The organism is Modestobacter sp. VKM Ac-2978, from assembly GCF_026968025.1.
Classification (GTDB): domain Bacteria; phylum Actinomycetota; class Actinomycetes; order Mycobacteriales; family Geodermatophilaceae; genus Modestobacter.
The window spans coordinates 72,257-93,243 of record NZ_JAPVBP010000010.1; the positions used below are offsets into that span (position 1 = coordinate 72,257).

The following is a 20,987-nucleotide window of genomic DNA, read 5'->3' on the forward strand; positions in this document are numbered from 1 at the left end:
GCGACCGCTCCACGGCGGTCCCGGTGGCTCTCCGCCACCGGGACCGCCGGGATCTCTCAGCGCTCCTGCCCAACCGTCACAGCGGTGCGGGTCCGGACCTCGCCCCTGGACGAGGCGGTGATGGCGCGCAGGGCCTCGCCCAGCGCGGCGACGTCTGCCAGTGGAGTGGCCGAGCTGCAGCTCACGCGCACCGCGCCCGGCAGCCGGTCGGCCCGGTTCACCCGCGCGTCGTCGTGAAACTGCTGCACCTCGCTCGGGGTGAGTCCGAACAGACGGCTGAGGTAGGGGTGGGCGCAGAAACACCCGCTGCGGACCCCGATGCCGTGCTCCCGGGACAACCGGTCCGCGACCTCCCCGTGGGGCATCCCGTCGATGACGAAGGCGGCCACGGGGAGACGGTCACCGGACGTGGGCCCCAGGCGACGCAGTCCGGGGACGGTGGCGAGCTCGTCGTCCAGCGCCCGGACCAACAGGTCCTCGTGGATGCGGTTCCGGGCACCCGCGGCCAGCAGTTCCGCTGCGGCGGCAGCGAGGGCCACGACGCCGACGACGTTGGGCGTGCCCGCGTCGTCCCGGTCGGGGGTGTCGGCCCAGATGACCTCCCCGTGCGAGACAGCCTTCACCGCGCCACCCCCGACGAGGAAGGGCTCGCCGTCGGCGAGCAGCCGCCGGTCGACGACCAGGCCGCTCGCGCCGAAGGGCGCGAACATCTTGTGGCCGGACCACGCGAGCACGTCGATGCCCAGCGCGGCCATGTCCACCGGTCGGTGCGGCACCAGCTGCGCCCCGTCGACCACCACCAGCACCCCGCGGTCCCGGGCCGCCGCGGCGATCGCGGCGAGGTCGGGCATCCAGCCGGTGACGTTGGACGCCCCGGACACTGCGAGCACGCGCGGGGTGGGCCGCGCGTCGAGGGCGGCGACCACGGCGGCGACGTCGTAGGTCCCGGACCGGTCGACGTCGACGACCCGCACCTGCGCATGCCGCTGCCAGGGCAGCAGGTTGGCATGGTGCTCGACCGCGGTGGTGACGACGACGTCGTCCCGGGTCAGCCCCAGCCGGAAGGCGATCTGGTTGAGGCCCTCGGTGGTGTTCCGGGGGAACAGGGCCACGTGCGTCGCCGGATCGGCTCCCACGAACCGGGTGAGGGTCTCGCGGGCCTGCTCGTACCGGGCGCTGGTGTACTGCGACTTCGCGCCGGCTCCCCGGTGGACGCTGGAGTACCACGGCAGGAACTCCTGCACGGCTCGGGCGACGCCCGCCGAGGCCGACGTGGTGGCCGCGGCGTCGAGGTCGATGTACCGACGCTGCTCGCCGCCGACGGAGATCCGCAGGTCGGCGCCGATGAGGGGGTCCAACTGGGCCAGGTCTCCCGTTCCGAACAAGGACGTCATTGCCATCGAGCTCCCGTCGCGACCGGTCACCATCCGGGCGACCGCTCGGGAGCCTCCCATCGCTGATCCCCGACGAGGGACAACGACACCGCACATCCGGTCATCCGTCCGCTCGCAGGCCCGACGTGCGGACACGTTCCCCGAACGCTCCGCGCCTGAATGCTCGTTCGGTGTGGCAGGGGTCGGCACGTCTCCTGCTGGGCAGTGCTCCCCGGTGACCTCCTCTGACGGACCGGTGGCCGCGGACCCCCTCCGGTCCCTGCTACGCGAGATCCACCTGCTGGCACCCGACCAGCTGTCCGCCGCCGTCGCATCGCACGGACGAGGGCTGGGTTCCCGGGAGACGGTGGTCTACCTCGCGGACTACGAGCAGCTGCTGCTGCAGCCGCTGCGCGGCGAGGGTGTCCCGGTGCGTCAGGAGCTCCGCGTGGACGGCTCGCTGGGTGGGCGGGCGTTCCGCCGCGTGGAGGTCCTGACGTCGCCGGCGCGCACCCGGGCGCACCGCCTGTGGGTCCCGTTGCTCGACGGGGTCGAGCGCCTGGGCGTCGTTGAGTTCGTCGTCGACCAGGTGACCCCCGAGCTGCAGGAGCAGCTGTTGGCCTACGTCGGGCTGATCGCCGAGCTGATCGTGGTCAACGACGCCTACACCGACATCTTTGCCCAGCTGCGCCGGCGCAAGACCATGAGCCTGGCCGCCGAGATCCAGTGGGACCTCCTGCCACCACTCACCTTCGCCTCCGATCGGGTGGTGGTCGCCGGAGCCCTGGAGCCCGCCTACGACATCGGCGGGGACACCTTCGACTACGCGGTCAACGGGCCCACCGTCGACCTGCTGGTGCTCGACGCCGTCGGTCACGGGTTGCCCGCGGCCCTGCTGGCCTCGGCCGCCGTCGGCGCCTACCGCCATGCCCGCCGGGACATGCGTGACCTCCCGGACGTCGCCGCCGCGATGAACGAGGTGATCGCCGGCCAGTTCACCGACAGCCGCTTCGCCACCGCCGCGATCGCCCGCCTGCACCTGGACACCGGTCAGCTGCGCTGGGTCAACGCCGGGCACCCCGACCCGCTCATCGTGCGCGACGGCGTCCTGCTGCACCCCGGTCCCTGCAAGCCGCACCCGCCGCTGGGACTCCAGGTGCGGAAGCCGGACGTGTGCGAGGTCCAGCTGCACGTCGGCGACCGCGTGGTCCTGTACACCGACGGCATCGTGGAGGCCCGTTCACCCGAGGGTGAGTTCTTCGGCGAGGAACGGCTGGCCGACTTCGTCCACCGCGGCGCCGCCGAGGGCGACTCCGCGCCGGAGACGCTCCGGCGGCTGGTGCGCCGCGTGCTCGACCACCAGGCCGACCACCTGCAGGACGATGCCAGCATCGTGCTGTTGGAGTGGCGCACCGGCGCCGAGCGCCGCCTCGACATCTGACCGGCGCCGCGCCCGCGTCATCCCCCGGCTACCGGCAGGGTGTCCGTCGCTGGTCCACTCCAGCGGCTGGTCAGCCCTGCGGATCACCCGCTTCGGCGGCACCCGTCACCGGCTGTCGTGCCCGCTGAACCGCCCTGGTCAGCGTGGGGCAGTCGCTGGCTCAGTTCGCGATCAGCACGAAGAAGATGAAGCTCACGAACGCCGTGCGGCCTTCGAACCCTGGTGGCAGCAGCTCCGCTGGGGTGTCCGGCGACCACGGCGGTTCACTGACGACGGCGACCTGGAAGCCGGCGTCCGAGAAGGCATCCGTCATGGCGTGCAGCGGCCGGTGCCAGTACGTCAGCACAGCCGGCTGGCCATCGAAGGTGTACTCGTCCGTCCACTCGGTGACGGCGAAGTAGTCGGCGCCGGGGTTCAGCATCTTGTAGAGCAGCGGGTGGTTGACCGACAGCACGAGTCGGCCACCTGGCCTCAGCACCCGACGCAGCTCGGACAGCGGTGCGGTCCAGTCGCGCAGGTAGTGCAGCACGAGCGACGCGGTCACGTCGTCGAAGCCGCCGTCGGCGAAGGGAAGTGGCGCCGCCAGGTCGGCGACCTGCACGTCGGCGTCCCCACCGAGCCGCTCCCGTGCCAGGTCGACCATGACCGCGCTGGAGTCGAAGCCGGTCACGACGGCACCCCGGGCGCGCAGCTCCGCGGCGAGCGGCCCGGAGCCGCACCCGGCATCGAGGATGCGGCGACCGCGTACGTCGCCGGCGAGGTCCAGCATCGCGGGTCGCTCGTAGTGGGCGTTGATGAGGTTGACCTCGTTCTCCGCCGAGTACGCCGCACCGAAACCGTCGTAGTCGTTGACCTTCACGTGGGACCCCGCCTCCGGTGACTGATCGAGCGGTCAACGTATCCGGGCCAGCCACTGGCCCGCCGCCACACGCGCAGTGCAGATCAGCGAGTCCGGACGAGCGGGTGTCCCGGCGTCGGCGGCGTGCCCGGAGCTGACCGGGCGAGGTCGGCAGCCGTTCACCGCGTCGGCGGACCCGAGGTCGTGGAGCGGCCGTCAGTGCGGAGCTACTCCGTGAGGGCGGCGCGGACCGCTGGCGCGACCTCCTCGGCGAAGACCTGGTACTGCCGCTCGTGGTCGTCGAGCGGCCACAGGACGAACCCGTTCATGCCCACCTCCGTGACGAGCTCGACGAGCCGGTCGACCCATGCGCCGACCGGCTCGTCGAAGGTCCCGGCGGACGTCGTGGAGACGCGGCCGGCGACGTTGTAGACCTTGCGCAGGGCGGCCGGGTCCCGGCCGGCCTCGGTGGCCGCGGCGTCGATGCGCGCGGAGGCGGCCGGCAGCGCGGCCAGGTCCATGTAGGTGTAGCTGGGCAGCCAGCCGTCGGCCCGGGCGCCGGTGAGGGCGAGCATCCGCGGACCGTAGGAGCCCAGCCACAACCCCAGCGAAGGGCTCGGCGCCGGCCCGGGGTGGACGCCGGCCAGCCCGTAGTGCTCGCCCTTCACCCGCACGCTGCGCTCCCCGCTCCACATCGCCCGGACGACGTCGATCGCCTCCTCCAGGGCGGCGACGGCCTCGGCCGGCTGCCGACGCGGGCCGCCCATCGCCGCGATCGGGTCCCACAGCGCCCCGGCACCCAGGCCCAGCTGCACGCGCGACCCGCTGAGGCGGTCCAGGGTCGCGGCGGCCTTGGCGAGCACCGCCGGGGGTCGCAGCGGCAGCGAGATGACGGTCGGGACCAGGGTGACCGAGGTCGTCCGCGCCGCCAGGAAGGTGAGCAACGTCCAGGTGTCGTCGAAGGCGTGCTGGTACGGGTGGTCCTGGATCGTCAGCAGGTCGAACCCCAGCCGGTCGACGAGCGTCGCCTGGTGCAGTGAGCGGCCGACCGGTTGGGACAGCGGGTCGACGTTGGCTCCGAAGAGCACGGGCAGTGGCACGGCAAGCTCCTGTCGGTCAGCGGCTCCAGCAGGTGGAGCCGGTGATGCGCGTGTCGGGTCGGGCTCAGGCCGGCTCGACGACGACCTTGCCCTCGATGGGACCGGCGGCGGCCTCGGCGTGCAGCGCGGGCAGTTCGGTCAGCGGGATGCGGCGGGTGACCTCCACCTGCAGGTCCCCGCTGTCGACCAGGGACACCAGCTCGGTGAGGCGGTCCCGGTTGGGCAGCACGAACACGGTCGCTGCGCTGACGCGGCGGCTCTCGTCACCGGGGGTGGCCATGAACGCGGTGGTGCTGACGACCTTGCCACCGTCGCGGACCAGCGCCACGAGCGCGGTGAACCGGTCGGGGTCGATGGGGGCGAGGTTGACCAGTACGTCGACCTGCTCCTCGACCGCGTCCAGCAGGTCGGTGGTGGTGTGGTCGATGACCTGGTCGGCGCCGGCTGCGTGGACGGCGGCGCTGCTGCGCGGGCTGGCGGTCGCCACGACGTGCACCCCGGCCCGCTTGGCCAGCGCGACGGCGTACTTGCCGACCACTCCCCCGGCGCCGTTGACCAGGACCCGCTGCCCGGCGGTCAGCTCGCCCAGGTCGAACAGCGCCTGCCAGGCCGTCAGCGCCACCGACGGCAGACCTGCCGCGTCGGGCAGCGGGACCTTCACCGGCGCGGGGACCAGCGCCTCCGCCGGGGCGATGACGTACTCCGCCGCGCCGCCGTCCCGCTCCATCGGCAGGAACCCGATCACCGCATCCCCCACCTGCAGACCACCCTCGCCGGTGGTGCCACCGACGCCGTCCCCGAGGGCGTCGACCGTGCCGGAGACGTCGTAACCGGGCACGTGCGGCAGCTGGATCGGGATGGGAAGGAAACCGCCGCGCATGCCGGCGTCGGCGGCGCTGAACGCCGAGGCCGCCACCCGCACCCGCACCTCACCTGCGCCGGGGACGGGCTGCTCAACGTCCTCGTAACGCAGGACCTCGGGACCGCCTACCTCGTGGAAACGCACTGCCTTCATGTCTGGACCTGCCTTCGCTGGATGTGCCGTTGGGTGCCTTGCCAACCCAACGTCGCAGGTCCCGGCGCGATCAGCCTGGGCCGGATTGGCCCACCTTGATGACCGCCTGCCCATCGGCTGCGCCAACCACCCCCACCAGCCGGGCAGCGTCAGCTGATCGCGGCGCTGCGGTCAGCAGGAGGGCCGCCAGGTCGTCACCGGGGGTCGCGATCAGGTTCCCGTCGAGCGTGACGGAACTCCTGACGCGCCACAGCCGGCGTGTGCTCTCAGGACCTGAAAACACACGATGGCGGTCGGCCGCCTCACCGGCGGAGGAGGTCAGCGCGGCCGTCGGACCGGCGGTCATCAGGGTGGGCCAATCCGGCCCAGGCTGCCCGCGCCAGGACCTGCGACGTTGGGTTCGCACCGCACTCCAGCGGCACATCCAGCGGAAGCAGGTCCAGTGGTGAAGGCGGTCCGTTTCCACGAGTTCGGCGGCCCCGAGGTCCTGCGCCACGAGGACGTCGAGCAGCCCGTCCCCGGCGCAGGCCAGGTGCGGATCCGCGTCACCGCCACCTCGTTCAACGGCGTGGACACCACCATCCGCGCGGGTCAGATGCGGGCGCAGGTACCGGTTCGGCTGCCGCACACCCCCGGGATCGACGTCGCCGGCACGGTCGACGCCCTCGGTCCCGGCGTGGACGTCGTCGCGGTCGGCGACCGGGTCGTCGGACTCCTGCCGATGACGGCGGCCGGGGCGGCAGCAGAACACGTGATCGCGCCGGCGGAGCTCCTGACGGGGGCGCCCAGGAGGCTTCCGTTGGCCGACCTGGCGGCCTTGCCGCTGGTCGGCCTGACCGCATGGCAGGCCCTGTTCGACCACGGCGACCTGACCGCCGGGCAGCGGGTCCTGATCATCGGGGCCGGCGGCGCGGTCGGCGGGTACGCCGTGCAGCTGGCCAAGGAGGCCGGTGCCCAGGTGGTCGCCACGGCCGGCCCGCGTAGCGCTCGGCGCGTCGAGGCGGCGGGCGCCAACGAGGTCATCGACCACACGCTCACCGATCTGACGGCGGCGGTGCGCGAGCCGGTCGACCTCGTGCTCCACCTCGTGCCGGTCACCGAGGAGCAGTTGGCCGCGCTGGTCCCGCTGATCCGCGCAGGCGGTGCACTCGTCACCACCACCGGCCGGCTGCCTGCTCCCTCCGACCAGGGGCGCGGCGTGCGCGGCATCGACCTGGTCGTCCGCAGCGACTCCGACCAGCTCGCCGACCTGGTCGCTCGGGTGTGCACCGGTGAGCTGGTCATCGACGTCGCCCAGCAGGTCGCGCTGGCCGACCTGCCCGCCCTCCACGCCCGGGCCGCCTGCGGCCGGCTCCCCGGCAAGGTCGTCGTCCTCCCGGCCGGCGCCTGACCACCCCACCACTCCCCCACCCACAGAGCTCACGAAGGAGACAGCCATGTCCTTGCACCTCGATCTCGAGATCGCCGCCGCACTGGCCCCCATGGCCACAGCGATGGCGGAGGCCACGCCGCCGGCGGTGGGCGACGTCGACGGGCGGCGCGCCATGTGGGAGCCGATACTCGCTGCCGCGGGCACCGCCCAGCCGATCCCCGCCGACGTGACGACCAGCGACCACGTCGCGACCGCGGAGGACGGCGCGCAGATCACGATGCGCTGGTACGCGAAGGACGGGGTGACCCCGGGCTCGGCCGTGTTGTTCTTCCACGGCGGCGGATACCTCTTCGGCCGCATCGACCACTTCGACGGGCCGGTCTCCCGCTACGTGTCCGCCAGCGGCGTGCCGATGCTGTCCGTCGAGTACCGCCGCGCACCCGAGCACCCCCACCCCACGCCGCTCGAGGACGCCTACGCCGCGCTGCGGTGGCTCCACGAGCACGCCGCCGACCTCGGCGTCGACCCCGACCGCATCGGCGTGATGGGCGACAGCGCCGGCGGCGGCCTGGCAGCGGCGCTGTCGATCCTGACCCGCGAGCGCGGTGGCCCGCAGATCGCCCGCCAGATCCTGGTCATGCCAATGCTCGACGACCGCACCACCACGCCCGACCCGCACATCGGGCCGTACCTGCTCTGGTCCTACGAGGACAACCTCACCGCGTGGCCGGCCCTGCTCGGGGCGGCTGCCGGCGGACCCGACGTGCCGGCCACCGCGGCGCCGGCCCGGCTCGAGGACGCGTCGGGTCTGCCGCCGGCCTACATCGAGGTCGGACAGCTCGACCTCTTCCGCGACGAGGACACCGCCTACGCGACCACGCTCAGCCGGGCCGGGGTGCAGGTCGAGTTCCACCTGCACCCCGGCGCCCCGCACGAGTTCGACGCCATCGCCTTCGAGTCCGACGTCGCCCGGCGGGCCATCGCCGACCGGGTCCGGGTGCTCCGGTCGATCTGACCCGGACCACACGCCACTCCCGTCGACCACGCACGGACCCGGCCGGCACCTCGACCCGGCCCGCACGCCCACGAACCCCGCCCACCACGCAGAGGGAGCACGTCACCATGCCGCTCATCACCGCCGCCGACCGCACCGTCCCGGTCACCGTGCAGACCCGCACCACGCTCTCGCCCGCAGATGCGTTCCGCCTCATCGTCCCGATCGACCTGTCCCTGGTCTTCACCGGCTGGGGCCCCTTCCCCGGCATCCGCGGGGTCGAGGACCAGACGGCGGCGTGGGACCACGCCGGACCGTCCCGGAACCCGCAGTTCACCGACGGGACCACCGCACGGGAGATGCTGACGGAGTACGACGAGCCCTCGTCCTTCGCCTACGAGGTCACCGGGTTCACCAACGTCCTGCGTCGCCTCGTCGCGGGGGTCCGCGGCGAGTGGACCTTCGCCCCGGACGGGCCCGGCACCCTCATCCGGTGGACCTATGAGTTCAAGCCGCTCCCCGGCCGATCCCTCGTCATGCGGCGGGTCGTCGGCCCGCTCTGGCGCAACTACATGACCGCCGGTGTGGTCGGGTCCGCACGCGCCGCCGAGCGGATCCACCGCGACGAGCGTGCCCGCCCGGACGCGGAGGCCCCGGCCCTGCTCCCGTGACGTCGCCGAGCCAGCCAGCCCCCGTCCGGGCACCGCAGCCCACCAAGCGGACGCCCTCCGCGTCCGCCTCCCCCTCCCCCGTGCTCCGGCACGCACTCCGAGAATCGAGCAGTCAGATGACCCTCTGGGACCCCATCACCGTCGGCCGCATGCAGCTGCCGCACCGCCTCGCCATGGCCCCGATGACCCGCGACCGGTCCCGGCCGGACGGCGTCCCCACCGAGCTCAACGTCGAGTACTACCGCCAGCGCGCGTCGATGGCGCTGATCGTCACCGAGGGCACCCAGCCCTCCGCGGACGGGCAGGGCTACCTGCTGACCCCCGGCATCCACACCGTCGCCCACGTCGCCGGCTGGCGCGAGGTCACCGACGCGGTGCACGCCGAGGGTGGGCGCATCGTCGCCCAGCTCATGCACACCGGCCGCGTCGCGCACCCGGACAACACCCCGCACGGCCGCCAGCCGGTCGCCCCGTCGGCCGTCCGCCCCACGGGCGTCATGTTCACGGCCTCGGGTCCGCAGGAGATGCCCACCCCGCGGGCCCTGGGCGCCGACGAGGTCGCCGGTGTGGTCGAGGAGTTCCGGCACGCGGCATCGGCGGCCGTCGCGGCCGGCTTCGACGCCGTGGAGGTCCACGGCGCCAACGGCTACCTCGTCCACCAGTTCCTCTCCGACAACGCCAACCAGCGCACCGACGCCCATGGCGGCTCGATCGCCAACCGCATCCGGTTCGCCGTCGACGTCGTCTCAGCGGTGGCCGACGAGATCGGCGCCGACCGCACCGGCCTGCGCATCTCGCCGAGCAACCCCTACAACGACATCGTCGAGGCCGACCCGCACACCCTGTACTCGGCCCTGCTGAGCGCCCTGGCGCCGATGGACCTCGCCTACCTGCACCTGCTGCACTTCGGCGACGAGGACCTGCTGCGGGACCTGCGCCGGGCCTGGCCGACGGCGCTCCTGCTCAACCGGGCGGGCACCGACATCGACACCCGCGTGGCCGACCTCGACGCCGGCCTCGCCGACGTCATCACGGTCGGTGCCCTGGCGCTGGCGAACCCCGACCTCCCGGCCCGCGTCCGAGCCGGCGCGCCGCTCAACGACGCCGACCCCACCACCTTCTACGGCGGGGACCACCGCGGGTACACCGACTACCCCACGCTCGAGGAGGTCACCAGCCGTGCTCGTTGACGCGACCTCCGACCGCTACGCCGCGGCGACCCGACCGCACAACTCCTCCCGCGAGCAGCGACCCACCCGGGTCGCGGTCGTCGCCCGCCCCGAGGACATCGCGCCCGCGCTGGACGAGGTGGCCGCGCTCGCGCGGTCGTCGGGCACGCCGCTCGAGGTGGTGCCGCAGGCGACCGGCCACGGCGCGGGCGCGCCGGTGAACGACGGAGCGGTGCTGCTCGACACGTCGGGGCTCACCGACGTGTCCATCGACCCGACCTCCCGCGTCGCCGTGGTCGGGGCCGGCACGACCTGGGCGGCCGTGAACGCCGCCGCCGAGCAGCACGGACTGCTCGGGCTCGCCGGCTCGGCCCCCAGCGTCTCGGTGTCCGGGTACACCTTCGGCGGCGGCATCGGGTGGCTGGTCCGTCGAGACGGACTGGCCAGCGGAGCGCTCCGCGCCGTCCACTACGTCGACGGCAGCGGCCGCTCGCGCACCGCCGCGGACGACGCCCCCGACGAGGTGGACCGCGCGGCGATGTGGGCCTTCCGCGGGGCCGGCGGGGTCGGGATCGCGCACACGCTGGAGTTCGACCTCGCCCCCGCGCCGGACCTCCATGCCGGGGCGCTGCTGTGGCACGCCGACGCGCTCCCGGAGCTCATCGACGCCTGGGCGCGCACCATCGGGACACTGGGGAGCAGCGTCTCCTCGAGCATCGGGGTGCTCCACGTGCCTCCGATGCCCCCGTTCCCGGAGGAGCTGCACGGGGAGGTCGCCGTCCACCTCGCGATCGCCGATCCTGATGGGGCGGGCGCGGCGGCCCCGCTGCTCGACGCGATGCGCGCAGCTGCGGAGCCCGTCTCCGACAGCTGGGGCCCGACCGACGCGGCGGGCCTGTCCCGGATCCACCTCGACCCGCCGGTGGCGACCCCGGCGATCGGGGACGCGCGGTGGCTCGACGCGTCGACCCCGGACATCGCCGGAGCGCTGCTCGCGACCGCGGCAGCGGACGACGCCGCGATCGTGATGATGGAGATCCGCCACGTGGCCGGGGCACCGGCCCGCCGTCCGGGGGCCGTCGTCGCCCCGCCGGGCGACTTCGTCTACCACGCCGTCGCGCCGCTCACCCTGTTCCCCCGGGACCGGATCGAGGCCGGCTTCGCCCGGGCGCGAGCCGTGTGGTCGACCGCTGATGCCGGCTCGACACCGGGCTCGTGGGTGGAGGGGGCGGCGAGCGTGCCGGATGCACTGCCGGCCGACGTCCGCGCGCGAGCCGCGGCGATCGCCGACACCGTCGACCCGGGCGCCCGCATCCGGCGGTCCCGCCTGCTCGGGTGATCCGCGCGCCCGGGCGACGGCCGCTCCTCAGGCCTGGGCACGGTCCCGCGCTGCCGCGGCGGCCCGTTCCGCCGCGGCGACGCCGGGTCAGCCGCCGACCCGGCCGAGCGGTCGATAGCGGAGGTTGACCTCCTCGACCGGGTCGCCGTTGCAGAACTCGAGCGGCACCGGGGTCCCGCCCGGGTCGTCGTAGAGCCGCACCCCGTCGCCGAGGAGCACGGGCAGGACGTGCAGGTCCATCTCGTCGAGCAGGCCGCGCTCCAGCAGCTGCCGGCCGATGGTCGGGGACAGCACCTCGACGTTCTTGCCGCCTGCAGCCTGCCGGGCGATCTGCACCGCCTCGGCGACGTCGCAGCTGAGGAAGGTCACCCCGTCGGCGGGTTCGGCGTCCTCGGGGTGGTGGGTCAGCACAAAGACCGGCCCGCTCCAGTCACCGCCGTACACGGCGCCCGCGTCCGGGAAGGCGTCCCAGCCGTCGCGTCCGCCGAGGACCGCTCCGGTCGTCTGGACGTACTCCTCGATCAGGCCCGGCCGGTTGGTCGCCTCGGGCATCCAGTCCATCCGGTGACCCGGACCGGCGACGTACCCGTCGAGCGACATGGAGAAGTGCCACAGCACCTTGCCTGCAGCTGTCTGGGGAGACGTGTCGTGCATCGGGACCACTCCTTCGCGCCGATGTGAGTCGGTCGACTCACCTCTATGACGGTAGGGGTGCACGAGAGGTGAGTCAACTGGCTCACCTCTTGTGTCAGACTGACGCCATGACCCGCGAGCTGCCCGAGTACCACCAGCGCGTGGCCGAGGAGAACCGTGCGGCCGTCCTCGCAGCCGCCGAGGCCCTGTTCCTGGAGAGCGGTTACGACCGGACGTCGCTCGCCCGGGTGGCCGAGCGCGCGGGGGTCTCGAAGGCGACCCTGTTCAAGCAGTTCCCGACCAAGGCCCTGCTGTTCGAGGCGACCGTGCTGGCCGTGGGCCAGACCCCAGGAGGGAGCGTCCCCGTCCCCCCGACGGGCGACCTGCACGCCGGTCTCCTGGCGCTGGGCCGGGCGTACGCCGAGGTGCTGGTGCAGCCCCGGACCGCCGACCTGCTCCGGCTCCTGATCGCCGAGGCGCCACGCTTCCCCGAGCTGAGCGAGCGGACCTTCGACTTCGGCACGCTCCCGGCCCTCGTCGGCCTCGGCCGCTACCTCCGGGCCGAGCAGGCGGCGGGACTGGTCACGGTGGACTCCCCCGACACCGCCGCCACGCAGTTCCTCGGCATGATCGCGAGCGCGGTCTTCTGGCCCCGGCTGGTCCACGCCACCTGGTCGATCGACGAGGACGGGGTCAGCCGCGCGATCGAGGAGGCCGTGCGGACGATGGTCGCGCGCCTCGGCGTCCCGGGATCGCGCCACTGATCACGCGTGCAGCGCGCTCGCGCCGACCGGCCTGCCACGTCAGCCGCGCGGCGCGGCCCCCAACAGCATGGTCCGGGTCGCCAGCGTGAGGGAGTCCTGCAGTTCGAGGTGCAGGACGGCGAGCGCCGGTTCGGCCGCGTAGGCGGCGCGCACGCCGGGCGGCGGCGAGCTGTAGGGCGCCAGGGCGCCGGCCAGGACCAGGGTCTGGAAGCAGAACGTCTCGGCCGCGGCGCCGAGTTCCGGCACGTACCGGCGCATGAGGTCGGCCATGGCCGTGAGCCGCACCAGGGCCGCGTGCTTGTGACGCGTCACCACCTCGGCGGTGACGTTCCGCTCCAGGACGCCGCCCTGCGCCCCCAGCAGGTCGCAGAGCACCCGGTTGCCAGCCAGGGACCGGGCGAACACCGCGGACAGCTGCTCGGCCCGCGGCACCAGCAGCAGGCCCGTGTCGACCCCCGTCGCGAGGTCGTCGGCCAGTCCGGTGAGCCAGTCCTCCAGGACGGAGTTCATCAGCTCGAGGAGCACGCCCTCGCGGGAGTCGAAGTAGCGCAGCACGTTCGACTTCGCCAGGCCGACGCGGCGACTCAGCTCGTTGAGGCTGAGGTCGGCCACCGGCATCTCGTCGAGCATGGCCGCCGCCGTGCCCAGGATCGCCCGACGCCGGATCTCGCGCTGCTCCTCACTGCGGGCTCGATGGAAGGTCATGACCCGACCATAACATTTGCAGACCACCGGTCTCTTGACAGCAGACCGGTGGTCTCTTAACGTCCGGAGAGACAGCAGACCGCCGGTCTCTTCAGGAGGACGCATGAGCACCACATGGACGGCACAGCACGTTCCCGACCAGCACGGCCGGGTGGCGGTCGTCACCGGCGCCAACACCGGGCTGGGCTTCGAGACCGCCAAGGTCCTCGCCGAACGCGGCGCCGCGGTGGTGCTCGCCGTGCGGGACGTCGACAAGGGCGCACAGGCCGCAGCCCGCATGACCGGCGACGTCACCGTGCAGCCGCTCGACCTGACGTCGCTGGACTCGGTCCGCGCCGCCGCGGCCGAGCTGCGCGCCGCACACCCGCGGATCGACCTGCTCGTCAACAACGCCGGGGTGATGTACACCCCGAAGCAGACGACGCAGGACGGTTTCGAGCGGCAGTTCGGCACCAACCACCTGGGCCATTTCGCCCTCACCGGCCTGCTGCTCGACCTGCTGCTGCCCGTCCCCGGTTCACGCGTGGTGACGGTCAGCAGCAACGGCCACCGCATCCGCGCGGCGATCCACTTCGACGACCTGCAGTGGGAGCGCGCGTACTCCCGGGCCGGCGCCTACGGGCAGTCCAAGCTCGCCAACCTCATGTTCACCTACGAGCTGCAGCGCCGGCTCGCCGTGCACGGCACGACCACCGTCGCGGCGGCCGCGCACCCGGGGGTGTCGAACACCGAGCTCGTGCGCAACTCCCCCGCCGTGGTCCGCGCACCGATGGACCGGCTGGCTCACCTCATCACCCAGCCGGCCGCGATGGGCGCCCTGCCGACGCTCCGGGCCGCGACCGACGCCGCCGTCCTGGGCGGGCAGTACTACGGCCCCAGCGGCCGCGGCGAGGTCCGCGGGCACCCCCGGGTCGTCACGTCCAGCCCGGAGTCGTACGACCTCGCGGTCCAGCAGCGGCTGTGGGCCGTCTCCGAGGACCTCACAGGCGTGGAGTTCCCGGTATGAGCCCCAGTTCCCCTCCGATCCCCCGTCCAGCAGCGACGGGGTCGACGGGCGATGACGAACACGCCCGACCTCACAGCGCCCCCGCGACGAGGTGTCCCGACGTGTCGATCTTGAGCGAGTTCATCCGTGCGCCGATGACGATCGGAGCTGTCGCAGCCAGCGGGAGGGAGCTGACCCGCGCCGCCATCGCACCGGTGCACGCCGGAACAGACGTGGTCATCGTCGAGCTGGGTCCGGGCACCGGGGCGATGACGACAGCCATCGAGCAGCGGCTCGCCGGTCGGGGCCGACAGCTCGCGATCGAGGTCAACGCACGGCTGGCCAGGGCCCTGTCCACCCGGCACCCAGCCGTCGCGGTGGTCCAGGCAGACGCCGCCGAGCTCGGCACGGTGCTCACCGACCGCGGCATCGCGCACGCCGACGTCGTCGTCAGCGGCCTGCCGTGGGCCGCATTCGGGCCGCAACAGCAGGAGCACCTCCTCGACACGGTGGTCACCGGTCTGTCGTCCGATGGCGTGTTCACCACGTTCGCGTACGTCCACAGCCGGTGGACCCCCGCCGCCCGACGGTTCCGCCGGGCACTGGAGGCGCGGTTCGACGAGGTGCTCATCGGCCGGACCGTGTGGCGCAATCTCCCTCCGGCTCTCGTGTACTACGCGCGCCGGCCCGTGCGAGCGGGACGAGGGACGGTCGGCGATCAGCTGATGACCCGGTCGGCGCGCCCCAGGTTGCGGATGAGCTCCTCGCGACTCTGTCCGTCGACGTGATGGCGCCACATCGGCGTCCCCGGCGCGCTGCGCCATGACTCGCTGAGTGGGCTGTTGTCGACTGCGTCGAACCCGAGGTCGTCGTACAGGCGGGTGACGAGCTCGACGGCGTCCGGGAAGTCGCTCGAGACGACCAGCGCCGTCCGGTCGGGTGCGCCGGCCGGCCTGGCCAGCCGCACCAGGGCGGGCAGCCTGTCGCCCGGGACGCGGATCGGGTGACGTGCGTGGAACTGGACGTGCGAGAAGGCCTTCACGACCTTCGACGCGGGCAGCTGCTCCTGACGCAGCTCGTGGATCGTCGTGCGGCCGAGATCGACCTCCGGGATGTGCCCGTCGCGCCAGACCATGTAGTTGTTGTTGTCGATCACGACCTTCCCCCCGAGCTCCTCGACCGGCAGCCGGGCGGTGGGTGTGTACGGGAACGCGGTGACCGCGAAGTCGGCCGCCGCCGCGGCCTCTGCTGCGTGCGCAGCGCGCGCCCGTGGACCCAGCTCGCTGATCAGACCAGCGAGCGACTCGGGTCCTCGCGAGTTCGCGATCACGATGTCGTAGCCCGCTGCGATCGACGCTCGGGCGAGGGTGCTCCCTGCCTGGCCGGCGCCGAGGATGCCGATGGTCGTCATGGTCGGAGCTCCTTGCACGGTGGGAGAGGCGCGCGCCTCAGCGTCGCCACCGCGCGAGGCGCTGTTCCGCCTCAGGCGTCGCTGAGGGGGCCTTCGCGGCTGCTCACCAGGGCAGTTCCCCTGCCTCGTCCTGGAGGGTCCCCGTCGGGCCGTCCGGTCCGAGGGTGGCCAGCCGCACGACGACTCGGGCGCTCTCCTCGACCGGTCGCCCGATGCCGAACGCCGCGGTCATGTCGGTCGCGGTGGTGCCCGGCTCGAGGGCGTTGAACCTGATGCCCGGGTGCGCCTTGGCGTACTGCACCGTCAGCATGGTCGCCGCCGCCTTGGACGCCGAGTACAGCGCGAGCGGCATACCGGACTCCGGCCGCTCGGGGTTGGTGACCGCCCAGAACGACCCTGCGCTGCTGGAGATGACGACGACGTTCGGGGTCGACGACCTGCGCAGCAGCGGCAGTGCCGCCTCCGTGACGCGCACGATCCCCACCGCGTTCGTGTCGAAGGAACGCAGCGCCGCCGGGCCGTCGAGCCCGGTCTCCAGGACGCCCGCGTTGTGGACCAGGACGTCGAGGCGGCCCTCGGCCGCGTCGATCGCCGCCAGTGCGCCGGCCACCGAAGCGTCGTCGGTGACGTCGAGCTGGACGGACCGCGCACCGATCTCAGCGGCGGCCTTCTCGCCGCGCTCGACGTCCCGCGCGCCGATGTAGACGGTGTGCCCCAGCTCCGTGAGCTGTCTGGCGGTCTCGAACCCGATGCCCTTGTTGGCGCCGGTGATCAGGGTGACGGTCATGGTGTCCTCTCGACGTGCTCCGCCCGAAGGGGCCGTCGGGGACGTTATGGGCCGGAACGGGAGTCACCCAGAGCCCTCTACAGCCTGGGGTCTGACAGAGCCCCCGCTGATCGCTGCCAGCGGCCTAAGGTCGCGGGCGTGGACGAGTCGGCGAACCCGCTCGGGTCCTTCCTGCGGGCCCGGCGCGAACTGGTGACGCCCCAGCAGGCGGGCATCCCCGACGGCGGGGTCCGGCGGACGCCGGGCCTGCGGCGGGAGGAGGTCGCCCTGCTCGCCGGCATCAGCGCCGACTACTACCTACGGCTGGAGCGCGGCCGTGACCGGCACCCGTCCCTGCAGGTGCTGGAGTCCATCGCGCGAGTCCTGCAGCTCGACGACGACCACTTCGCCCACCTGCTGACGCTGGTCGCGGAGGTCCCCCGGCAACGGCAGCGCCGGCCGCGCAAGGAGACCCCACCGGCAGGAGTGCTCAAGCTCCTGGACTCCCTGGTGCAACCGGCCTTCATCGAGGACCGCTACTTCGACGTCCTCGCCTCGAACCGCCTGGCCGTCGCGCTCTCCCCCGGTCTCGCCATCGGGGGCAACCAACTGCGGGACCTGTTCCTGGACCCCGCCCAGCAGGCGCTGCACCCCGAGTGGGAGCAGGTCACGGAGTGCTTCATCGCGAACCTCCGGCAGGCCGTCGGCACCGACGTCGACGACCCACGATTCATCGAGCTCACCGGTGAGCTGACCCTGGCGAGCCCGCGGTTCCGGCAGCTGTGGGCCCGGCACGAGGTACGCCGACAGTGGGGGACGCCGATCCGGCTCGACCACCCCCAGGTCGGGGAGATGACCCTCAACCGGGAGCGCCTGGCCGTCAACGGCACCGACCACCTGATGCTGGTCGTGTACCACCCGGACGCCGGTTCCGAGGCCGCGGAGAAGCTGTCGCTCCTGGCCTCCGCCGCTCAGCCCACGTCGGACACCGAGCACGACGTCGCACGGCACAGCTGACCACGACGCCGACCAGGAACCCGACGACACCACGGAGGGTCTCGAACCGGTGCAAGGTGCCGGGCGCTGCCGCCTCGTGGTGCCGCATCTCGGCCAACGACAACGTGTGGACGAGCGACTCCAGCCTCCGAGGCATCCCCGACACGTGAGGGTCACCCTCGTGTCAGGAGCGCAGCACCGTTCTCGTCCTAGCTGAACGGAGTCCCGGGGTCCCAGCTCATCGATCGTCCCGGTGGCAGAACGCTGATCCCACCGCTCAACTGCGTGACCTGGCCCTGCTCTGGTCCGAACTCCATCGATGCCTGCTCGTTCGGTCGTCAACAGGACTCAGAGGACTTGTACGAGCGTGCCGCCGTCAGCACGCAGGGCGCTGCCGTTCGTGGCTGCGGAGAGCGGGCTGGCGAGGTAGGTCGCGAGCGATGCCAGCTCGGCAGGGTCGAGGAACCGCTGGACGAGTGAGGTGGCGTTCCCCTGCGCGATGACGGCCTTCATGTCCGCCTCGGGGAGGCCCTGGGCCTCGGCGATGGATCGGACCGCTGTCGCGACGCCGTCGGAGTAGGTCGGGCCTCCGACGATGGCGTTCACCGTGACCTGGCTGCCGCGGGTCAACTTGGCGAGGCCGTTGCTGAGCGCGAGCAGAGCCGCTTTCGTGACCCCGTAGTGGATCATGTCAGCCGGGACGTTGACGCCGGACTCGCTGCTGATGAAGACGACGCGACCCCAGCCCCGGGCGAGCATGCCGGGCAGGAGCTGCCGGGACAGGCGGACGGCACTCATGACGTTGACGTCGTAGAACAACTGCCAGTCCTCGTCCGTGACCGCCGCGAAGGGCTTCACCTCGAAGAGGCCGACGTTGTTGACCAGGATGTCGACGGCACCCAGCGCATCCAGCACCTCCCGGACCTGCGTGTCGTCCGCGAAGTCGCCTGCGACGCCGGACACCTCGACGCCGTGCTCCTCCGCGCGCAGGCGCGCGACTGCCTCCTCGACCCGTTCGGACCCACGTCCGTGTAGGACGACCGAAACCCCCTCGGCAGCGAGGGCCCGAGCGGTGGCGTAGCCGATCCCCTGCGTCGATCCGCTGATGAACGCGCTCTTGCCCACAAGCTGTAGATCCATGTCCGACCTCCGAGTTCACTTGCCTGGGCAAGCGAAACTAGGCCACCTTCACTTGCCTCGTCAACTGACCTAAGCTGCGCGCATGCGCTGCCTGGATGACCTTCGACATGGGTGAGGCGCCCGACCCGCCCGGGTTCGAGGACGATGAGCTGCTCACGTGGTCCGGCTTTGCGACCGTCCTCGAGTGGCTGCCAGCACTGCTGGACGCCCAGCTCCAGCGGGACGCCGACGTCACGCACTTCGAGTTCGGCGTCTTGTTCGCCCTCCTGCACGCGCCGGACCGCACGCTGCGGATGAGCGTCCTGGCGGGCTACGCGAACAGCACGTTGACCCGGCTCTCCCGCGCAGTGACACGGTTGGAGCGACGGCAATGGGTCCAACGCGCCGTCGACCCTCGGGACGGGCGCTACACCCTGGCGACCCTCACCGACCTCGGGCGGGACAAGGTCGAGGAAGCCGCGCCGGGACACATCGCGACCGTCAGGCGGCTGGTCCTGGAGCCCCTGACGAGAACGCAGCAACGCCAACTCCAGGACATCACCCGGCGCATCCTCTCTGCAGCCGGCGCCGGACGAGCCTGGCGACCACCGAGCGGATGACGCACAGCTCTCCTGCGAGGAGAGCGACGACGGCTGCCGACGGCTGGGAGCGAACGCTGCCTCCGCCCAGCTGCCGATGGTCCCGGTACGGCCCCGACCGGCCGGTCACCTACGGCATCAACGGCTCGATCACCGCCCACTGCCCATCGGACAGCTCGGCACCGGTGCCCAACGGTTCAGGAACGGCGCCCCAGGGTCGACCTCATGCGTGCTGTGCCGGCGTGAACTCCGCCGACACCCACCACGTCCTGTCGACCAACTGACCTGTCGACCGTTGCCACGTCGACGCAAGCGTCGCGCCGAGGTTCTCGGAGTCAACTCGCGCCCCGCAGCGCATCGAACCCACGGACGCGTGAGCGCAGGTACCTCGCGACGGCGGGGTCCTCGGTCAGGTCAACGGCCCCGCTCGTGAGCCTCCGCGGCGTCAGGTCCTGCCCACTTCGTGGATGCGCCAGCCGCCCCGTGGCATCCACGACCCGCCACCACAGCACGTCGTGACCGCCGTTGCGCAGGACCTGGCCGACGGCGCGCGCCCATGCCAGCCGCCTCGGCGAGATCGCCACAGGTCATCACGTGCCCGCTGGGATCGAGGACACGGTGCTCAGGACCCGCGCCGCCACGTCGCTCAGGATGTCGCCCCTTGTTGCCGCCGATCGGGTGTCCCGTTCTCCTCCCCGTCCGCCCCTCCCAGGACGAACCCCCCGGGTGGCGAGAGGACCCCGTTCGCCTGCACGGTGACGTGGTGCGGCCCCGGGTGGTAGGTCCGGGTGGTGATGGGGCGGAAGGAGTGGGTCTTCGTGACGGCGGTGCTGCCGCCGGCGGGGATGCGTCGTGACCCGAGCTTGAAGGTCTTCGCGCTCACGGACCCGTTGGCGCGTCGGAACCCGATGGAGTAGTCGATCGCCACGGTCGCCTCCTCCTCCCCGTCGTTGGTGACGACGGCCGTGAACGTGAGGTCCCCTCCCCAGGGGACGACACCACCGGGGACGCGCGGTCGGGCCACGCGCAGGCTGCTCCCGGTAAACCCCACGAGTGCCAGCGCGGTGGGATCGGCCCGCTTGATCAGCGTCCTCAGGCCGTGCCGGAGCACCCGGGAGGTGTTGGCGTCCGGCTCGCCGGCCCACGCGGCGGCTACTTCCGTGACGACGGAGGGATCGACGCGACTGAGGTCGTTGAGGTGGTTGGCGACCGAGCGCCGCACGTACTCGGCCGGATCGCGATAGGTGGCGTCCAGGATGGCTCGTGTCGCACGAGGACGGGCGAGCAGCCATGGCACCCGTTTCGCCCAGGGCAGGTAGGCGCGAGAGCCCTCGGTGGCGAGTCGCCGCACGTGCTCGCTGTCATGCTCCGTCCAGGTCTGCATGATGCGGAGGCCGCGCTCGGGTCGCGCGTTCAGGAGCTCGCGGACGGCGAACTCGCCCGTCAGACCGACGGTGAGCCGGGCCAAGAGCGCCATGGCGGCGTCGAAGTCCCGGGTCGACGCGGTCTCGAGTGCTCTCGACGCGATGAACTCCGTGGTGGGCCAGATCATCCACCCGCCGAAACGCGGCTCGTCCAGGACGTCGAGCACCACTCGCTCGGCGGCGGCGAAGCCCGCCGGGACGTCGCTGCGGAGAGCATCGCGGACGATGTCCACCCGCTCCCGTAGGCGGACGTCCCGTACGGCACCTTCCGCC

The 20,987-nt window shown here is 72.5% G+C and carries 22 protein-coding genes; 11 read left to right on the top strand and 11 right to left on the bottom strand.

The genetic code is table 11. The features are described 5' to 3' along the window. Positions 1-56: 56 nt before the first annotated feature. On the bottom strand, positions 57-1,400 hold the full coding sequence (locus O2W53_RS21230; protein WP_269165057.1) for an aminotransferase class V-fold PLP-dependent enzyme: 1,344 nt from the start codon (positions 1,398-1,400) through the stop codon (positions 57-59). A 229-nt stretch (positions 1,401-1,629) separates the two neighbouring features. On the opposite strand from O2W53_RS21230, the gene O2W53_RS21235 reads away from it, so the two are divergent. Beyond that, positions 1,630-2,814: a PP2C family protein-serine/threonine phosphatase gene (locus O2W53_RS21235; RefSeq protein WP_269165058.1), complete on the top strand. Its 1,185-nt coding sequence runs from the start codon at positions 1,630-1,632 to the stop codon at positions 2,812-2,814. Positions 2,815-2,974: 160 nt separating this feature from the next. Here the strand turns inward: O2W53_RS21235 and O2W53_RS21240 are convergent, their stop codons facing one another. The 4 genes from O2W53_RS21240 to O2W53_RS21255 all read right to left on the bottom strand — a co-directional run bounded on the left by O2W53_RS21240 (position 2,975) and on the right by O2W53_RS21255 (position 6,113). Next, a complete protein-coding gene (locus O2W53_RS21240; RefSeq protein ID WP_269165059.1) occupies positions 2,975-3,673 on the bottom strand; it encodes a class I SAM-dependent methyltransferase in 699 nt (232 codons plus the stop codon). Between the two features lie 206 nt (positions 3,674-3,879). Continuing rightward, positions 3,880-4,752 carry an LLM class flavin-dependent oxidoreductase gene (locus O2W53_RS21245; RefSeq protein WP_269165060.1) on the bottom strand — a complete coding sequence of 291 codons (873 nt, stop codon included), beginning with the start codon at positions 4,750-4,752 and terminating at the stop codon, positions 3,880-3,882. Positions 4,753-4,816: 64 nt separating this feature from the next. Next, the gene (locus O2W53_RS21250) at positions 4,817-5,767 is read right to left on the bottom strand and encodes an NADP-dependent oxidoreductase (RefSeq protein ID WP_269165061.1); all 951 of its coding nucleotides are present in this window, start codon (positions 5,765-5,767) and stop codon (positions 4,817-4,819) included. Positions 5,768-5,837: 70 nt separating this feature from the next. Next, positions 5,838-6,113: a hypothetical protein gene (locus tag O2W53_RS21255; protein ID WP_269165062.1), complete on the bottom strand. Its 276-nt coding sequence runs from the start codon at positions 6,111-6,113 to the stop codon at positions 5,838-5,840. A gap of 99 nt (positions 6,114-6,212) precedes the next feature. On the opposite strand from O2W53_RS21255, the gene O2W53_RS21260 reads away from it, so the two are divergent. The 5 genes from O2W53_RS21260 (at position 6,213) to O2W53_RS21280 (ending at position 11,312) form a co-directional block, all read left to right on the top strand. Beyond that, a complete protein-coding gene (locus tag O2W53_RS21260; protein ID WP_269165063.1) occupies positions 6,213-7,157 on the top strand; it encodes an NADP-dependent oxidoreductase in 945 nt (314 codons plus the stop codon). A gap of 46 nt (positions 7,158-7,203) precedes the next feature. Further along, the gene (locus O2W53_RS21265) at positions 7,204-8,154 is read left to right on the top strand and encodes an alpha/beta hydrolase (protein WP_269165064.1); all 951 of its coding nucleotides are present in this window, start codon (positions 7,204-7,206) and stop codon (positions 8,152-8,154) included. A 107-nt stretch (positions 8,155-8,261) separates the two neighbouring features. Then, positions 8,262-8,804, top strand: a complete 543-nt coding sequence (locus tag O2W53_RS21270; protein WP_269165065.1) for an SRPBCC family protein — start codon at positions 8,262-8,264, stop codon at positions 8,802-8,804. A 116-nt stretch (positions 8,805-8,920) separates the two neighbouring features. After that, positions 8,921-9,994, top strand: coding sequence for an alkene reductase (locus O2W53_RS21275; RefSeq protein WP_269165066.1), 1,074 nt, complete (start codon positions 8,921-8,923; stop codon positions 9,992-9,994). Then, a complete protein-coding gene (locus tag O2W53_RS21280; RefSeq protein ID WP_269165067.1) occupies positions 9,984-11,312 on the top strand; it encodes an FAD-binding oxidoreductase in 1,329 nt (442 codons plus the stop codon). The genes O2W53_RS21275 and O2W53_RS21280 overlap by 11 nt, the downstream gene beginning before the upstream one ends. An 87-nt stretch (positions 11,313-11,399) precedes the next feature. On the opposite strand, the gene O2W53_RS21285 is transcribed toward O2W53_RS21280, so the two are convergent. After that, positions 11,400-11,966, bottom strand: coding sequence for a dihydrofolate reductase family protein (locus O2W53_RS21285; RefSeq protein ID WP_269165068.1), 567 nt, complete (start codon positions 11,964-11,966; stop codon positions 11,400-11,402). A gap of 107 nt (positions 11,967-12,073) precedes the next feature. Between O2W53_RS21285 and O2W53_RS21290 the strand changes: the two genes are divergently transcribed. Beyond that, positions 12,074-12,709: a TetR/AcrR family transcriptional regulator gene (locus O2W53_RS21290; RefSeq protein ID WP_269165069.1), complete on the top strand. Its 636-nt coding sequence runs from the start codon at positions 12,074-12,076 to the stop codon at positions 12,707-12,709. 39 nt (positions 12,710-12,748) lie between these two features. Here O2W53_RS21290 and O2W53_RS21295 read toward each other — a convergent pair whose 3' ends face one another. After that, entirely contained in the window at positions 12,749-13,414 is a 666-nt protein-coding gene (locus O2W53_RS21295; protein WP_269165070.1) for a TetR family transcriptional regulator, read from the bottom strand. Positions 13,415-13,517: 103 nt separating this feature from the next. Between O2W53_RS21295 and O2W53_RS21300 the strand changes: the two genes are divergently transcribed. Both O2W53_RS21300 and O2W53_RS21305 read left to right on the top strand, forming a co-directional pair. Continuing rightward, positions 13,518-14,420 carry an SDR family NAD(P)-dependent oxidoreductase gene (locus O2W53_RS21300; protein WP_269165071.1) on the top strand — a complete coding sequence of 301 codons (903 nt, stop codon included), beginning with the start codon at positions 13,518-13,520 and terminating at the stop codon, positions 14,418-14,420. Between the two features lie 101 nt (positions 14,421-14,521). Then, on the top strand, positions 14,522-15,187 hold the full coding sequence (locus O2W53_RS21305) for a class I SAM-dependent methyltransferase (protein ID WP_269165072.1): 666 nt from the start codon (positions 14,522-14,524) through the stop codon (positions 15,185-15,187). Here O2W53_RS21305 and O2W53_RS21310 read toward each other — a convergent pair. Both O2W53_RS21310 and O2W53_RS21315 read right to left on the bottom strand, forming a co-directional pair. Then, a complete protein-coding gene (locus O2W53_RS21310) occupies positions 15,118-15,810 on the bottom strand; it encodes an NADPH-dependent F420 reductase (RefSeq protein WP_269165073.1) in 693 nt (230 codons plus the stop codon). The two genes, O2W53_RS21305 and O2W53_RS21310, sit on opposite strands and share 70 nt — an antisense overlap. 103 nt (positions 15,811-15,913) lie before the next feature. After that, entirely contained in the window at positions 15,914-16,597 is a 684-nt protein-coding gene (locus O2W53_RS21315) for an SDR family NAD(P)-dependent oxidoreductase (RefSeq protein WP_269165074.1), read from the bottom strand. A gap of 138 nt (positions 16,598-16,735) precedes the next feature. On the opposite strand from O2W53_RS21315, the gene O2W53_RS21320 reads away from it, so the two are divergent. After that, a complete protein-coding gene (locus O2W53_RS21320; protein WP_269165075.1) occupies positions 16,736-17,593 on the top strand; it encodes a helix-turn-helix domain-containing protein in 858 nt (285 codons plus the stop codon). A 327-nt stretch (positions 17,594-17,920) separates the two neighbouring features. Here the strand turns inward: O2W53_RS21320 and O2W53_RS21325 are convergent, their stop codons facing one another. Then, positions 17,921-18,712, bottom strand: a complete 792-nt coding sequence (locus O2W53_RS21325; protein WP_269165076.1) for an SDR family NAD(P)-dependent oxidoreductase — start codon at positions 18,710-18,712, stop codon at positions 17,921-17,923. 107 nt (positions 18,713-18,819) lie between these two features. On the opposite strand from O2W53_RS21325, the gene O2W53_RS21330 reads away from it, so the two are divergent. Next, positions 18,820-19,311, top strand: coding sequence for a MarR family winged helix-turn-helix transcriptional regulator (locus O2W53_RS21330; protein WP_269165077.1), 492 nt, complete (start codon positions 18,820-18,822; stop codon positions 19,309-19,311). Positions 19,312-19,936: 625 nt separating this feature from the next. On the opposite strand, the gene O2W53_RS21335 is transcribed toward O2W53_RS21330, so the two are convergent. Then, on the bottom strand, positions 19,937-20,881 hold the full coding sequence (locus tag O2W53_RS21335) for a hypothetical protein (protein WP_269165078.1): 945 nt from the start codon (positions 20,879-20,881) through the stop codon (positions 19,937-19,939). Positions 20,882-20,987: the final 106 nt, after the last annotated feature.

Coding starts and splice junctions, on each gene's coding strand:
- O2W53_RS21230 (WP_269165057.1), bottom strand. CDS start 1,400: ATGGCAATGACGTCCTTGTTCGGAACGGGAGACCTGGCCCAGTTGGAC.
- O2W53_RS21250 (WP_269165061.1), bottom strand. CDS start 5,767: ATGAAGGCAGTGCGTTTCCACGAGGTAGGCGGTCCCGAGGTCCTGCGT.
- O2W53_RS21255 (WP_269165062.1), bottom strand. CDS start 6,113: ATGACCGCCGGTCCGACGGCCGCGCTGACCTCCTCCGCCGGTGAGGCG.
- O2W53_RS21265 (WP_269165064.1), top strand. CDS start 7,204: ATGTCCTTGCACCTCGATCTCGAGATCGCCGCCGCACTGGCCCCCATG.
- O2W53_RS21270 (WP_269165065.1), top strand. CDS start 8,262: ATGCCGCTCATCACCGCCGCCGACCGCACCGTCCCGGTCACCGTGCAG.
- O2W53_RS21275 (WP_269165066.1), top strand. CDS start 8,921: ATGACCCTCTGGGACCCCATCACCGTCGGCCGCATGCAGCTGCCGCAC.
- O2W53_RS21285 (WP_269165068.1), bottom strand. CDS start 11,966: ATGCACGACACGTCTCCCCAGACAGCTGCAGGCAAGGTGCTGTGGCAC.
- O2W53_RS21290 (WP_269165069.1), top strand. CDS start 12,074: ATGACCCGCGAGCTGCCCGAGTACCACCAGCGCGTGGCCGAGGAGAAC.
- O2W53_RS21295 (WP_269165070.1), bottom strand. CDS start 13,414: ATGACCTTCCATCGAGCCCGCAGTGAGGAGCAGCGCGAGATCCGGCGT.
- O2W53_RS21300 (WP_269165071.1), top strand. CDS start 13,518: ATGAGCACCACATGGACGGCACAGCACGTTCCCGACCAGCACGGCCGG.
- O2W53_RS21310 (WP_269165073.1), bottom strand. CDS start 15,810: ATGACGACCATCGGCATCCTCGGCGCCGGCCAGGCAGGGAGCACCCTC.
- O2W53_RS21315 (WP_269165074.1), bottom strand. CDS start 16,597: ATGACCGTCACCCTGATCACCGGCGCCAACAAGGGCATCGGGTTCGAG.
- O2W53_RS21325 (WP_269165076.1), bottom strand. CDS start 18,712: ATGGATCTACAGCTTGTGGGCAAGAGCGCGTTCATCAGCGGATCGACG.
- O2W53_RS21330 (WP_269165077.1), top strand. CDS start 18,820: ATGGGTGAGGCGCCCGACCCGCCCGGGTTCGAGGACGATGAGCTGCTC.